Source organism: Kitasatospora sp. NPDC036934 (genome assembly GCF_055608425.1).
In genome coordinates, this window is record NZ_JBVJQR010000002.1 from 105,957 (window position 1) to 119,771 (window position 13,815).

A 13,815-nucleotide genomic window follows, 5' to 3' on the forward strand; every position below is an offset into this window, starting at 1 on the left:
CATCAGCAGGTGCGCGTTCCGCGAAGCGGCCGCCGAGCCCGGCGAGGTGGGCACGTGAACGAACGAAGCGAGCGAACCATCAGCAGGTGCGCGTTCCGCGAAGCGGCCGCCGAGCCCGGCGAGGTGGGCGCATGAGCGGTCCCATTCGCCTCGTCCCGGACGAGGGCGGCGTCGAGCCGACGATGCAGCTGCGCACCCTGCCGCTGAAGCGCCGCCGCCCCGCCCCGGCCGCCGAGCCCGACCCCGCCGAGCAGCTCGGTCTCTCCGACGACCCGCTGGACGAGCTCGCCGAGCGCCTGCGCGACGTCTGCGCCGACGCCGTCCACCCGTACGAGATCGCGGCCTTCCTGGAGTCCGACGGCCTCTCCGACGAACAGGCCGCCCTGCTGTACGGCCGTCCCGACGCGTTCACCGTCGCCGAGGAGCTGTTCGAGAAGGTCGAGCGCCGCTACCCCGGCCCGAGCTCCGAGTTCGCCAACCCCTGGCGAGCCGACCCCTGGCGCTGCGTGGTGCGCGGGCTGGTGTTCGCCCTGCCCGGCCTCGGCTACCTGCTCGGCGCCAACCTGTTCGCGACCACCCGGATGCGCTTCGGCCTGCCCTCGGGCATGCTCGCGCTGTCCATCGCCACGCTGGTCAGCTGGGGCTTCAACCAGGCCCTGGCGCACCGCGCGTACCGCTGGTTGAGCCGGCTGCGCCGCCGGGACGCGGCGATCTGCCTGGCCGTGGGCGCCCCGCTCGGCGCGTTGGTGGCCTCCGCCTCCGCGTACGTGGTGGGCGGGCCGCTCGGCGCGCTGTGGTTCGCCGCTGGGCAGTCCTGCTACCTGGCCGCGGCCACCGCGCTGCTGGTGCTCGGGCGGGAGAAGTTCCTGCTGCTGGCGCTGGCCCCGGCCTCGGTCGGCGCGGGCGTGGTGCTCGCGGTCGACGTCCCGCAGGCGGTCCGTACGGTGGTGCTGCTCGCCTCGGTGGCGCTGGCGGTCGGCCTGGCCGTCCGGGAGCTGCTGGTCGCGGCCCGCGGCGGCGACCAGGACGGCGTGGAGCTGAAGCTGCCGATCCGCCAGGAGGTCCCACACCTGCTGTTCGGGCTGGCCTGCGGCGCGCTCACGCTGATCGCGGGCCTCGGCGAGACCGTCCACCAGGCCGTGCACGCCGCCTCGCACGTGGTGCACACCCCGGTCCACGGCGCGCACACCCCGGTCCACGGCGCGCACGCCCCGACCGCGCCGACCGGCCCGGCCATGATCGCGCTGACGCTCAGTCTCGGTCTGGCCGAGTGGCTGCTGTTCCGCTACCGGGCGATGGCCGTGGCCGCACTGCGCTCCAGCCACACCACCGGGCAGTTCACCCGCCGCACCGGCGGGATCCTGCTCGGCTGCCTGTTCATCTACCTCACCACCGTGGCCGCGCTGGACGCCGCCGCGACCGTGCTGTGGCCGGGCGCCCCGTCGCTCGGCGTGCCGCAGCTGGCCGCGATGCTGCTCCTGGGCGGCTCGCTCTGGCTGGCGCTGCTGCTGAACGCCTTCGGGTTCAGCTGGAGCACCGCCCTCATCTGTCTGGCCGCCGCAGTCGCCGAGAGCGTCGGGCTGCTGACCGGTGCGGACCCGATCGTCCTGCAGCTGATCGGCTGCGGGGCGGCCTCACTCGTCCTCACCGCAATCGCCGGGCCCGCGCTCGGCCGCACCACCCAACACCGCTGAGAATCCGCCTCTCCAGAGGCACCACCGGCCGGTCGTGACCACGCGTCCGGCTACCCCCGAGATCGAGAAAGCGAATCCGCATGAGCAGCGTCGCGGTTACCGGAGCCGAGGGCTTCATCGGCTCCCACCTGGTCGAGACCCTGGTCGCCGACGGGCACCACGTCCGCGCGATGGTCCAGTACAACTCCTTCTCCTCCTTCGGCTGGCTGGAGACCCTGTCGCCGGAGGTGCTGGACTCGGTCGAGATCGTCCTCGGCGACGTCCGGGATCCGGGCTCGGTCAACGGCCTGGTCAAGGGCACCGAGGCGGTCTACCACCTGGCCGCCCTGATCGCGATCCCGTATTCCTACCGCGCTCCCCACTCGTACGTGGACACCAACGTCACCGGCACCCTGAACGTGCTGGAGGCAGTGCGCCACCTGGAGATCCCGCGCCTGGTGCACACCTCCACCAGCGAGACGTACGGCACCGCGCAGACCGTGCCGATCACCGAGGACCACCCGATCAACACCCAGTCCCCGTACGCCGCCTCGAAGGCCGGCGGGGACCGGCTGGCCGACAGCTACCACGCCAGCTTCGAGACCCCGGTCGTCACCCTGCGCCCGTTCAACACCTTCGGCCCGCGCCAGTCGATGCGCGCCGTCATACCGACCGTGATCGCCCAGGTCGCGGCCGGCCAGACCGAGATCACCCTCGGCGACCTGCGCCCGACCCGCGACTTCACGTTCGTCAAGGACACCGCCAACGCCTTCCGCACGGTGGGCACCGCGGCCGCCGAGAGCGTGGTCGGCCGGACCTTCAACGCCGGCACCGGCGGCGAGATCTCGGTCGGCGACCTGGTCACCCTGGTCGGCAAGCTGATGGGCGTGGACCTGGTGGTGAAGGAGGACGAGCAGCGCATCCGTCCGACCAACTCCGAGGTCATGCGCCTGGTCGCGGACGCCACCCGGCTGCGCGAGGCCACCGGCTGGGCCCCACGGTTCAGCCTGGAGCAGGGCCTGGAGCAGACCATCGAGTTCTTCCGCGACCCGGCCAACCTGGCCCGCTACAAGACCGACATCTACAACGTCTGACCGGCGTACCGATCATGCCCGTCCTGGTAACCAAGGTTCGCGTCCTGCACATCCTTTCCGTGGGGGAAACACCATGCATGCAGTGATCCTGGCCGGCGGTAAGGGCGTCCGTCTCCGCCCGTACACCACCGCGCTCCCCAAGCCGCTCGTCCCGATCGGCGACCAGCACGCGATCCTGGAGATCGTGATGCGCCAGCTCGCCGCCGCGGGCTTCAAGACCGTCACCCTGGCCATCGGCCACCTCGGCCACATCATCCGCGCCTACGTCGGCAACGGCTCGCAGTGGGGCCTGCGGGTCGGCTACGCCGTCGAGGACAGCCCGCTCGGCACCATGGGCCCGCTGCTCACGATGCAGGACCGCCTGCCGGAGCACTTCCTGGTGATGAACGGCGACATCCTCACCGACCTGGACTTCTCCGGGGTTCTCAAGCACCACGAGCAGTCCGGCGCCCCGCTGACCATCGCCACCTACGCCCGTCAGGTGAAGATCGACTTCGGTGTGCTGACCACCGACTCCGGCACCATCACCGGCTTCCAGGAGAAGCCCAGCATCGACTACCGGGTCTCGATGGGCGTGTACGGCGTCTCCCGCGCCGCGCTCGCCAAGTACACCCCGGGCCTGCCGCTGGGCTTCGACGAGCTGGTGCTCGACCTGCTGGCCGCCGACACCCCGCCGGCCGCCTACGACTTCGGCGGCTACTGGCTGGACATCGGCCGCCCCGACGACTACGACCGGGCGAACGCCGAGTTCACCTCGATCCGCCCGGTCCTGATGCCGTTCGAGTCGGCCGCCACCATGCCGGGCCTCGCGGAGCTGCCGGTTCCGGCCGCCCGCACCGCCCCGGACGACGCGACCGACGAGCCCGTCACCGCGGGCGCCGAGACCGACGGACGGGCCGCGTGAGAATCCTGCTCCTCGGCGGCGACGGCTTCCTGGGCCGTCACGCCGTCACCGTCCTGCGGACGCTGCCCGGGGCCACCCTGCTGTCCGCGGGCCGGCGGCCCACCCACGACCTCCGGCTGGATCTGGGCATCGCCGAGGCCGGCCCGCTCGGCGAGGAGCTGGCCGCGCTGGCTCCCGACGTGGTGATCAACCTCGCGGGGGCGGTGGCCGGCAGCGCGGTCAAGCTCGCCGAGGTGAACGCCCGCGGCCCGGCGGTGCTCTGCGAGGCACTCGCCCTGGGCGCCCCGAAGGCCCGTCTGGTGCACATCGGTTCGGCCGGCGAGTACGGCGTCTGCGACGAGGGCGAGTCGCTCTCCGAGCAGTCCGACGCCCGCCCGGTCGGCGTGTACGGCGCGACCAAGCTGGCCGGCTCCCTCGCGGTGGCCGGTTCGCCGCTGGACGCGGTGGTGCTGCGGGTGTTCAACCCGGTCGGTCCGGGTGCCCCGGCGGGCTCGCTGCCCGGCCGGCTGGCGGCCGAGCTGCGCCGGGTGGCGCCCGAGGGCGCCGACGCCGTGGTCACGGTCGGGGACCTCTCCGCCTACCGGGACTTCGTGGACGCCCGGGACATCGCCAGGGCGATCGGCCTGGCCGCCACCGTCGACGGCCCGCTCCCCCGGGTGCTCAACCTGGCGACCGGTCGCGCCCAGCGGGTCCGGGCGGTCGCCGATGGCCTGGTCGCGGCGTCCGGCTTCACCGGCCGGATCGACGAGAGCGGAGCGGGCTCCGAGCGCTCGACCGCGGTCTCCTGGCAGCAGGCCGACGTGTCGGCCGCCGCCCGGGCCCTCGGCTGGCACCCGGAGACCGAGCTCGCCGACACCCTGCGCGACCTGTGGCTCAGCACCGCCGAGCCCGCCCCGACCCCGGTGGTCGCATGACCGCCGGGACCACTCCCGACGGCCGCCTGCTGGTGCCGCTGTACGTCCACCCCGCGGTGGACCCGGCGGCCTGGCGGGCGGTCGCCGCCGCCGACCCCGCCCGGATCGCCGCCGTGGTGCTCAACCTCGCGGACGGCCCGGGCGAGGTACCGGACCACGTCTTCGCCGAGGCCGCCGACGAACTCCGGGCGGCCGGCCTGCCATTGGTCGGGTACGCCGACACCGATTACGGCCGGCGGCCCCACGCGGCCGTGGTCGCCGACATCTTGACATATCGTCAGCGGCACGGCATCACGGGCGTCTACCTCGACCAAGTCGCCACCCACCCCGGCGCGTTGGCGCACTACCGGCGCCTCGCGACGGCGGCCCGGGCGGCCGGCTGCGGCACCGTGGTGTTCGGCCACGGCGAGCACCCGGACCCTGGGTACGCCGAAGTCGGCCTGGCCGACCTGCTGGTCACCTTCGAGGGCGACTGGGACACGTACCGCGCGATGACGCTGCCGCTGTGGACCGGCCGGCACGCGGCCTCCCGCTTCTGCCACCTGGTCTACGACGTCCCGGCCGAGTCCGCCGAGGACGCCTCCGCACTGATCGCCGCCCGACGGGCCGGCGTCGGCTGCGCCGTACCGGGAACCGGGGAGAACCCCTGGCGCACCCTGCCGTACGGCCTGACCGCCGCTGAACTGACCTGACCCGATCCGGAGTTCGAGTACCGTGAACCGCCGTACCCGGCTGATGCCGGCCGCCCTGGCCCTCGCCACCGCCACCGCCCTGCTGGTCAGCTCGTGCAGCAGCTCCGGCTCGGAGGACGACGATTCGGCCGACGGCAACCAGAGCAACTCGCCCACGGCCACCGCGCCGAGCGTCCCCGGCACCACCACGCCCACCGACCCCGGTACCACCTCGGCCCCGGGCACCCCGAGCGGCACCACCCCGCCCGGCACCACCACCCCGCCCGGCACCACCCCGCCCGGCACCACCACCCCGCCGGCCGGCGCCCGCTGGCAGCCCACCCCCGGCCTGGCCTGGCAGTGGCAGCTCGGCGGCACGGTGGACCAGTCGGTGGACGTGCCGGTCTACGACATCGACGGCTTCGAGAACGACGCCTCGGTGGTCGCCGCGCTGCACGCCAAGGGCCGCAAGGTGATCTGCTACGTCAACGCCGGCTCCTGGGAGGACTTCCGCCCCGACTCCGCGGCATTCGCCAAGTCCCTCCAGGGCTCGGACACCGGCTGGAAGGGCGAGAAGTGGTTCGACATCCGCAAGCTCGACCAGCTGAAGCCCCTGATGGCGACCCGCTTCGACATGTGCAAGAGCAAGGGCTTCGACGCCATCGAGCCGGACACCATCGAGGCCTACAACCAGAACAGCGGCTTCCCGCTGACCCCCGATGACCAGCTCAAGTACAACCGGATGCTGGCCCAGCTCGCCCACGAACGCGGTCTGGCCATCGGCCTGAAGAACGACCTGGACCAGATCCCCGCGCTGCTGCCGGACTTCGACTTCGCGGTCAACGAGGAGTGCTCGCAGTTCGACGAGTGCGACCGGGTCTCACCCTTCATCAAGGCGGGCAAGGCGGTCTTCCACGTCGAGTACAAGCTCGACACGGACCGGTTCTGCGCCAAGACCAAGGCGCTGGGCTTCAGTTCGATGCAGAAGAAGCTCGACCTCAACGCCTGGCGCAAGCCCTGCTGAGGCCGGAGCCGCACGTCGCGCGGGTGACCCCCACCAGGGCCACCCGCGCGACGGTCACTTGACCGCCAGCCAGACGACGGCGCCCAGGACGGCCAGGACGACGACGGCGACCAGCGCGATCACGCCGGTGCGACTGCCGTTGTTGCTGCTGCCGTAGGTGGAGACGGAGCCCGGTGCCTGGGGCGCCGGGGTCTCGTCGACGAACGCCCGGAACATCTGGGTGCTACCGGCGGGGTCGTAGTCGTTGTCAGCCATGGCACGGACTCTAACGAATCCGCCCACCTCAGGCACACCCCGGACCCCTCCTGGGATGAACACGCCACCCGCCCGTACGACGGCGGTACGACCGGATCGTGAAATCCGTGTGACCGACGGAATGCGCTGCCGCGCAAGCGGGTTGACTGGGATCATGACCGGAAACCAGAGCCGGGTCCGCCTCGGCACCTCCGACCTGTCCGTCCACCCGCTCTCCCTCGGCGGCAACGTCTTCGGCTGGACGGCCGATGAACAGCAGTCCTTCGCGGTGCTGGACGCCTACGCCGCCGCAGGCGGCAACTTCATCGACACCGCCGACGTCTACTCGGCCTGGGCCCCCGGCAACGTCGGCGGCGAGTCCGAGACGGTGATCGGCGACTGGCTGCGCAGCCGGGGCAACCGGGACTCGATCGTGATCGCCACCAAGGTCGGCGCGCACCCGGAGGCGAACGGCCTGGGCGCGGCCAACATCAAGGCCTCGGTGGAGGGCTCGCTCCGGCGCCTCGGCGTCGACCACATCGACCTGTACTACACCCACCGGGACGACGACACCCCGGTCGAGGAGTTCGTGACGGCCCTGGACGAGCTGGTCCGCGCCGGCAAGGTCCGGGCGGTCGCCGCCTCCAACATCTCCGCCGAGCGGCTCGCCGAGGCGCTCGCCTTCGCCGAGCGCGAGGGCCTGGCCAAGTACGTCGCGGTCCAGCCGCACTACAACCTGGTCTCCCGGGACACCTTCGAGGGCCCGCTGGCCGACGTGGTCGCCCAGCACGGCCTGGCCACCGTGCCCTACTACGCGCTCGCCTCCGGCTTCCTGACCGGCAAGTACCGTCCGGGCGGCGCCGGGGTCGACAGCGCCCGGGCCGAGGGCGCAGCCCGCTACCTGGCCGAGCCGCGCGGCCCCAGGGTCCTGGCGGCCCTGGACGCGGTGGCCGCCGAGCACGGAGTCGAACCCGCCGGGGTCGCCCTGGCCTGGCTCGCCGCCCGCCCGACGGTCGCCGCCCCGATCGCCAGCGCCCGCACCGTCGACCAGCTGCCCCCGCTGCTGGCCGGCGCCACGCTGAAGCTCGCCCCCGAGCAGACCGCACTGCTGGACGCGGCCTCCGCCTGATGCCGCGCCGGGGCCCCCGACAGCGGTGTGTTGTCGGGGGCCCCGGGTGCTTCCCGGCTACGGCCGCCCGAAGTGGGTCGGGTAGTAGCCGGAGTCGAGCGTCGATATCCGGACGGTCTTTCCCGGCCGCGGCGCCTCCACGAACGTGCCGCCGCCCAGGTAGATCCCCACGTGGTGGATCCCCGAGGCCCGCCCGCTGTCCGACCAGAACACCAGGTCACCGCGGCGCAGCTGCCCCGCGCTGATCGGCGTGGTGGCCGCGTACTGGTCGTCGGCCACCCGCGGCAGGCTTATCCCGCTGCGCCGGTAGGCCTGCTGGACCAGCCCGGAGCAGTCGTATCCGGACGGGCCGTTGCCGCCCCAGACGTACGGCTTGCCCAGCTGGGCGAGCGCGTAGTCGACGGCCGACTCGGTGCTCCCGGTGGACGACGAGCCGCCCCGCGGGGGCCGGCTGTCCGACTGGCCGGACGCCTGGTCCGAACCGCCGGAGCCGCCGGACTTCCCGGTGCGGCTGACGTAGACGTCGTAGTGGCTGGTCCAGCGCCACTCACCGGCACCGTTCTTGAACCAGTACTTCGATCCGTCCCAGCCCTGGCGCGGGCCCCAGGAGGAGGCCGAGCCGTTCGAGACGGCCTGGCCGGCGGATCCGGAGGAGCCGCCGGACTTCCCGGTGCGGCTGACGTAGACGTCGTAGTGACTGGTCCAGCGCCACTCACCGGCACCGTTCCTGAACCAGTACTTCGACCCGTCCCAGCCCTGCTTGCCGGCCGCGGCGTGCGCGGATCCGGCTCCCGCCGTGAGGCCGACCGCGCCGGCGCCCGCCAGCACGGTGGTGGCCAGGCAGGTGCTCCGCACGGCCCGGTGTATTCGGCTGCCGCCGCCCGCCACGGCGGCGCGGGCGGTGCGCGGCCGGGCGGCGCAGTTCGGGCAGCCGCAGCCCGTGATCGGGGGGATGCTGCCGAGGCGCTCCTCGAAGCCGATCAGGCCGGGGTCGGCGTCTGGGCCGGTGCCCGGTTCGGCGTACGCGCCGGTGGCTATCCTCATGCGGGTCGTCCTTCCTTCCGCCCGGCACGGGCGGCCGGGGGCGGTACCGAGGCGGCCACTCCGGCCGGGGCGACGAAGGCGACCAGCAGCTGTTCCATCAGCGCGCTGCGGGCGGCCTCGTCCAGTTCGTGCGCGGTAGCGCGTTCCAGCCGGCGGACGGCCAGCGCCGCCGCCTCCACCGCGTCGTCGACCAGCACGGTCCGCAGGCCCGCGTCGAGGTCGGCGAGCCGGCGGCGGCGCATCGACTCGGCCACCTCGGGCGCGTAGTCCAGCGCCAGCGGCTGCACCGAGTAGACCTCCAGGCCCGCCGGGGCGGCCTCGGCGGCCAGCGCCCGGGTCATCTCGTCGGCGAACCACTGCCCGTCGCGCAGGGCCGGCCCGGGGGCCGCGTTGCTGTCGCACGGCAGGATGGAGGCGGTGCGGGTGAGCACCGCCTGGACCTGCTCGCGCAGGTAGCTCTCGTGGTCCTCGATCGCCAGCAGCGCCCGCGCGGTGTCCTTGACCCGCCAGACGATCAGCAGCCGGACGATGATCGGGGTGCCGGTGCGGTCGACCACCTTGACCGGCTCGCTGCGCCAGTGCCGCAGCCGCACGTCGACCCGGCGGCGGCGCAGCAGCGGGTAGACCCAGACCAGCCCGGTCCGGCGCACCGTGCCCCGGTAGCGGCCCCAGCGGGTCAGCACCCGGGTCTCACCGCCGGCGTTGGCCAGCAGGCCGGCCAGCGCGCACACCACCAGCAGACCGGCCGCGCTGGCCCCGGCGATCGCCTGGGCGTCCACCTCGGCCCGGCCACTGGCCAGGGCGGCGGGGCCGCGCAGTTCGGGCAGGGCGTCCCAGCGCGGGATGACGCCGGTGCGCAGCAGCACGTACACCACGCCGGCCAGGCCGAGCAGCACCACCAGCAGCGCGACCCAGCCCGGCAGTGCGCCGGCGGTGTGCTCGCGCAGCGCCTGGTCCGCCCGCGGGGGGCGGCGCGAGGTGGCGGCGGCGGGAGCTCCGGCCTGGCCGGCCTCGGGGAGTTCGACGGTCTCCGGGGCGGCCACCTCCAGCGGGTCCCGCAGGTCGGCGGCGTCGGCCGGGGACGGACCGGGGACGACCGCCAGCGGAGCGGTCGCCGGACCGGCGTCGACCGGTCCCGCCGCCTTGGCGGCCTTGCCGGTCGAGACCTTGGCCAGCGGGCTGGCGCCGGAGGCGGAACGTTCCGGCAAGACCGGCGGGAACGACTTGGGCAGGTTCTCGGGTCGCTGCGAAGAATCGCGGGTGACGTCCATGCACGGATCCTCTGGGTCTGGTGTGTCGCGCAACGGGCGGCCCGGATCTGACGGGCAGTGCCAAAGTCAGGCTAAGTTCATACGTCATCAAATGCGACATTTGAGCCGAGGTGTGTCGACATTTACTGACGAATCGCCACAGCTGACCTGACGCGCAGGCACATGAGCGGACAGTCGGGACGGTTCGGCGCAGGTCAGCGCCGTCGGGCACCGGATCCACGGGCGAACACCCGGCGGGTGATCAGCCCGATCCCGGCGAGCACCAGCAGCACCCCGGCGAGCAGGCCGTGCCAGCGGGCCTCCCGGGGCCGGCCGGCCGCCGCCCCCTCGAGCGGGGGTGCGGGCAGCAGACGGGCGGCGGTCCCGCCCGTCCGGGGTTCGCCCCGGTCAGCGGCCGACAGCGGCTCGGCGGCGACGGTCGACGGGACCCCCGGGGACGGGGCGGCACCGCCGGACGACGGGGCCGAGACGGCGGGAACGAACGGGACTGTCGGACGGCCCGAGGAGCCGGGGGCGGTGGATGGCGTCGGAACAGCAGGAGTCGCAGGGACGGACGGCACCGGCGGCACCGGCGCCGAGGGCTTCACCGGGGCCCCGACCACCGGCGGCACGGCCGGCGGGACGGTGATCGGCAGCAGCCCCGGGGGGATCGGCCGGAGCGCCGGGACCTCGGTCGGGCTCGGCGACCCGCCCCCGACCGTGGGCGCCGCCGAGGGCGCTTCCGGCGCACCGGAGGGTCTCGGCGAGGCCCCCACCGACGCCGTCGCGCTCGGACCGGCATTCGGGCTCGTGCCCGGCCTCACGCTCGGACTCACACTCGCCCCAACGGACGCCGTGGCACCGGGCGTTGCACTGACCGACGCCGAAGCCGAGGCCGACGCCGACGCGGTCTCGGATGGAGTCGCGGATGGGGTCGCCGACGCCACCGGACTCGAAGAGGCCACCGGACCGGGCGCCACGACCGCCTGCACCCGCACCCGCACGGGATCCGCCGAAGTCCCGTTCCCCGCGCGGTCGGTCACCGTGACCGTCAGCCACTGCTCCCCGTCCGCCACGTCCCGGTTGGCGGTGCAGCTCCAGCTCCCGTCCAGCGCCGCCGTGGCCCCGCAGAGCACCGTCCGGTCGCCGGAGCCCGCCGCCGGAGCCGCCGTGACCAGCACGTTCGCGCCGGGTTCGGCCAGCCCGGTGAGCTTCGGCCGGCCGGCCCGCAGCACCTCGCCGGAGGCCGGGGAGGTGAGCACCGGCTTGTCCGGCGGCACGGTGTCCACGACCAGGGCGACCGGCTGCCCGGACGTCCGGTTCCCGGCGGCGTCGACGGCGACCGGGGTGAGCTGGTGGCTGCCGTCCGCCAGGTTCTCGACCGGCAGGCAGGACCACTCGCCGGCGGTCCGGACGGCGCTGCTGCACAGTTCGGAGGTGGTGGACCTGTCGGTGACCGAGACGGTGCTGCCGGCCTCGCCGGTGCCGGTGAGCTGCAGCCCGGGATCATTGGTGTACGCGGGGAGGGTGAGCACGGGGGCGGTCGGCGGCGTGGTCTTCACGGTGACCTTGGCCGGCTCGCCGCGCAGCACCACGCCCCCGCTGGTGGTCTCCACCGGGGTGAGGGCGTGCGGCCCGGCCGCGAGCGCGCTGCCGGGGCGGCAGGACCAGTCGCCGCCGCGTTCGACCTTGGCCCGGCAGAGCGTCGCGTCGCCGTCCCGGACCTCCACCGAGGCTCCCGCGACGGCGCCCTCGCCGCGGATCTGCGGGCGGGCCTCGGCCAGCACGGTGCCGTCGACGGGCTCGGCGATCTCGGGCCGGGCGGCACCGACGGTCAGCTTGATCCGCTGGTCGGTGACCTCCCCCGAGTCGGCGAAGCCGCCGGAGGGGACGAGCTGGCTGGTGTCGCGGCCGAGCCGCAGCCGGGCCCAGGTCTCGCCGGAGGCCGCGCCGACCGGGACGGTCCACTCCAGGGTCGCGGTGTCGGCGCCGGCCGGGATCTCGGTCTGCACCCGGTCGGCGGGGTCGAAGCGGCCGCTGTGGTCGAAGTCGATCCAGCCGGCCAGGGTGGCGGGCTGGTCGCCCACCGCCACCGGGACGGTGACCCGGTAGTAGCGGCCGATGGCGGCCTGGTCGGGGAAGCCGATCGACGGGTCGGCGCCCTGGTACTCGCTGCGGCCGGGCTGGAGCTTGGGGGGCGGCGGGCCGGCTGCCGTGCTGGCGAAGGGGTTGCCGCGCCGGACCGCGCCGTGGTCCAGCTCGACCAGCGGCTCGTCGCCCGTGCTGCCGCCGGGCCGGCTCCGGTCCCGGCGCGGCGGGGAGGCCGCGTCGGCGCCCAGGAACAGGTCGGAGACCACGTGCGAGGCGTTGCCGTAGGCCTGCGGCGCGGTACCGAGGTCCTCGTCCACCGTGACGGTGTAGGCCTGGCGCAGGAGCGGCGGGGCGGTGGTGCTCCCGCCCCGCGCGGTGGAGCGCTGCTCGACCCGGAACTCCGCGGTGCGGACCGTCCCGGCGAGTTCCAGGGTGCCTTCGGCGGCGGAGCCGGCGGCGCCGTCGATGCTGCCGTCGCTCCCGGCGGGGGCGAGGGAGCCGCCGTCGACCGTCCAGCCGGGCCAGTCGGTGCGCCCGACCAGGGTGGGGACGGCGGGCGAACCGCCGATGAGGGTCAGTCGGGCGGCGGTGCTGGTGGTGCCGGACGTCCCGGTGGCGACCGCAGCCAGTCCGCTGAGGTGCAGCCGGGGGTTGCGGACCGGCCGGGAGAAGCCGACCCGGAGGGTTCCGACGGTGCGCCAGGAACCTTCCGTCCGCGGCTGGTCGGGGGTGAGGCCGAAGGTCAGGGCGGCGTCCCCGGGGCGCTTCCCGTCCGCGTAGACCGCGGTGGCCCGCCCCCCGCCGGAACGGTCGGCCAGCCGGCCGGGCTCGGCGGTGACGGCCGCGCCGTCCGCTCCGGTGAGGTCGAGCTGGACGGAGAGGCCGGACGGCAGCACCGCCCGGTGCTCGCCCGACCAGGCGTCAGGGGACTGCTGTGCCGCCGAGAGCGGGGCGCTCCAACCGGTCAGCGCCCCGGCCGTGAGAACGGCCAGGGCGGCAGCTGTGCGGGGGAACTGTCGGCTCATCCGGCTCTCCTTCACGGTCGGCTGCCGGGGTGGCGGGCAGTCTGGGCACAAGATCCGACAAAAACGGAATCACGACCCCGGACCGGTCATACTGCGACACCTGGGCTTTTGGCCGCGTCCCACCCGTTTGGCGGTCATCCGGGCGGCAGGACGGGATGTACCCGAATCGGATGCATTTCATCCATTAGGCGGTAATGGATCCCACGCGAACGGCCGAGCCCACCCGAATGGCGGAGGAGGGGGAATTCCGGCTGATTAGGCGGGCACCAGCGTCCGGTACCTGACCATTCATCGGGGAACTCTGTTCGAATTGGCCACCCGGTCAGTAGAGTCGGGACCCGTGACTGTGGACCCCGTACTCGTGAAGCGTAGTTTCGCGGCCGTAGAGCCCCACGGCCCCGTCGTCACCGAATACTTCTACCGGCATCTGTTCGAGCACGATCCCGCTCTACGCCCCCTCTTCGCCGAGCACCTGGACGAACAGCGGGACCGGCTGTTCGCCGCCCTCGGCGCGCTCGTCACCCACTTCGAGGACACCGACACCATGCTCGGGCTGCTCCGCGGCCTCGGCGCGCGGCACGCCGGGTACGGCGCGTTGGTGGAGCACTTCCCGGCCGTCGGCGTGAGCCTGCTCGCCACCCTGGCCCACTACGCCGGCGACGACTGGACCCCGGAGGCCGAGGCCGCCTGGACCGCCGTCTACGCGGTGGTCAGCGACACCATGGCCGCGGCGCTCACCGAAGCCCGGTCGGCCTAGCCGGG

General features: G+C 73.9%; 11 protein-coding genes and 1 pseudogene. 8 read left to right on the forward strand and 4 right to left on the reverse strand.

Annotated features, from left to right (window positions below):
• Positions 1-131 precede the first annotated feature (131 nt).
• The 6 genes and pseudogenes from ACZ7BZ_RS03250 (at position 132) to ACZ7BZ_RS03275 (ending at position 6,280) form a co-directional block, all read left to right on the forward strand.
• Positions 132-1,694, forward strand: a complete 1,563-nt coding sequence (locus tag ACZ7BZ_RS03250) for a hypothetical protein (RefSeq protein ID WP_470356889.1) — start codon at positions 132-134, stop codon at positions 1,692-1,694.
• 80 nt (positions 1,695-1,774) lie between these two features.
• On the forward strand, positions 1,775-2,767 hold the full coding sequence (locus tag ACZ7BZ_RS03255; RefSeq protein ID WP_380461006.1) for an SDR family NAD(P)-dependent oxidoreductase: 993 nt from the start codon (positions 1,775-1,777) through the stop codon (positions 2,765-2,767).
• Positions 2,768-2,840: 73 nt separating this feature from the next.
• Positions 2,841-3,542 (forward strand): annotated as a pseudogene (locus tag ACZ7BZ_RS03260) (nucleotidyltransferase family protein); the annotation flags it as partial.
• Positions 3,543-3,667: 125 nt separating this feature from the next.
• Complete coding sequence (locus ACZ7BZ_RS03265; RefSeq protein ID WP_470356890.1) at positions 3,668-4,585, forward strand: NAD-dependent epimerase/dehydratase family protein; 918 nt, start codon at positions 3,668-3,670, stop codon at positions 4,583-4,585.
• Positions 4,582-5,277, forward strand: a complete 696-nt coding sequence (locus ACZ7BZ_RS03270) for a spherulation-specific family 4 protein (protein WP_470356891.1) — start codon at positions 4,582-4,584, stop codon at positions 5,275-5,277. Before ACZ7BZ_RS03265 ends, ACZ7BZ_RS03270 begins: the two co-directional genes overlap by 4 nt.
• Before the next feature lie 22 nt (positions 5,278-5,299).
• Positions 5,300-6,280, forward strand: a complete 981-nt coding sequence (locus tag ACZ7BZ_RS03275) for an endo alpha-1,4 polygalactosaminidase (RefSeq protein WP_470356892.1) — start codon at positions 5,300-5,302, stop codon at positions 6,278-6,280.
• A 54-nt stretch (positions 6,281-6,334) separates the two neighbouring features.
• Here the strand turns inward: ACZ7BZ_RS03275 and ACZ7BZ_RS03280 are convergent, their stop codons facing one another.
• A complete protein-coding gene (locus ACZ7BZ_RS03280) occupies positions 6,335-6,535 on the reverse strand; it encodes a hypothetical protein (RefSeq protein ID WP_380461002.1) in 201 nt (66 codons plus the stop codon).
• A gap of 154 nt (positions 6,536-6,689) precedes the next feature.
• Between ACZ7BZ_RS03280 and ACZ7BZ_RS03285 the strand changes: the two genes are divergently transcribed.
• A complete protein-coding gene (locus ACZ7BZ_RS03285; RefSeq protein WP_470356893.1) occupies positions 6,690-7,643 on the forward strand; it encodes an aldo/keto reductase in 954 nt (317 codons plus the stop codon).
• A gap of 57 nt (positions 7,644-7,700) precedes the next feature.
• Here the strand turns inward: ACZ7BZ_RS03285 and ACZ7BZ_RS03290 are convergent, their stop codons facing one another.
• The 3 genes from ACZ7BZ_RS03290 to ACZ7BZ_RS03300 all read right to left on the reverse strand — a co-directional run bounded on the left by ACZ7BZ_RS03290 (position 7,701) and on the right by ACZ7BZ_RS03300 (position 13,053).
• A complete protein-coding gene (locus ACZ7BZ_RS03290) occupies positions 7,701-8,687 on the reverse strand; it encodes a C40 family peptidase (protein WP_470356894.1) in 987 nt (328 codons plus the stop codon).
• Entirely contained in the window at positions 8,684-9,895 is a 1,212-nt protein-coding gene (locus ACZ7BZ_RS03295; RefSeq protein WP_470356895.1) for an SPFH domain-containing protein, read from the reverse strand. The genes ACZ7BZ_RS03290 and ACZ7BZ_RS03295 overlap by 4 nt, the downstream gene beginning before the upstream one ends.
• A 257-nt stretch (positions 9,896-10,152) precedes the next feature.
• On the reverse strand, positions 10,153-13,053 hold the full coding sequence (locus tag ACZ7BZ_RS03300; RefSeq protein WP_470356896.1) for an Ig-like domain-containing protein: 2,901 nt from the start codon (positions 13,051-13,053) through the stop codon (positions 10,153-10,155).
• Positions 13,054-13,414: 361 nt separating this feature from the next.
• Between ACZ7BZ_RS03300 and ACZ7BZ_RS03305 the strand changes: the two genes are divergently transcribed.
• Positions 13,415-13,810, forward strand: a complete 396-nt coding sequence (locus ACZ7BZ_RS03305; protein ID WP_470356897.1) for a globin domain-containing protein — start codon at positions 13,415-13,417, stop codon at positions 13,808-13,810.
• The last annotated feature ends 5 nt before the right edge of the window (positions 13,811-13,815 follow it).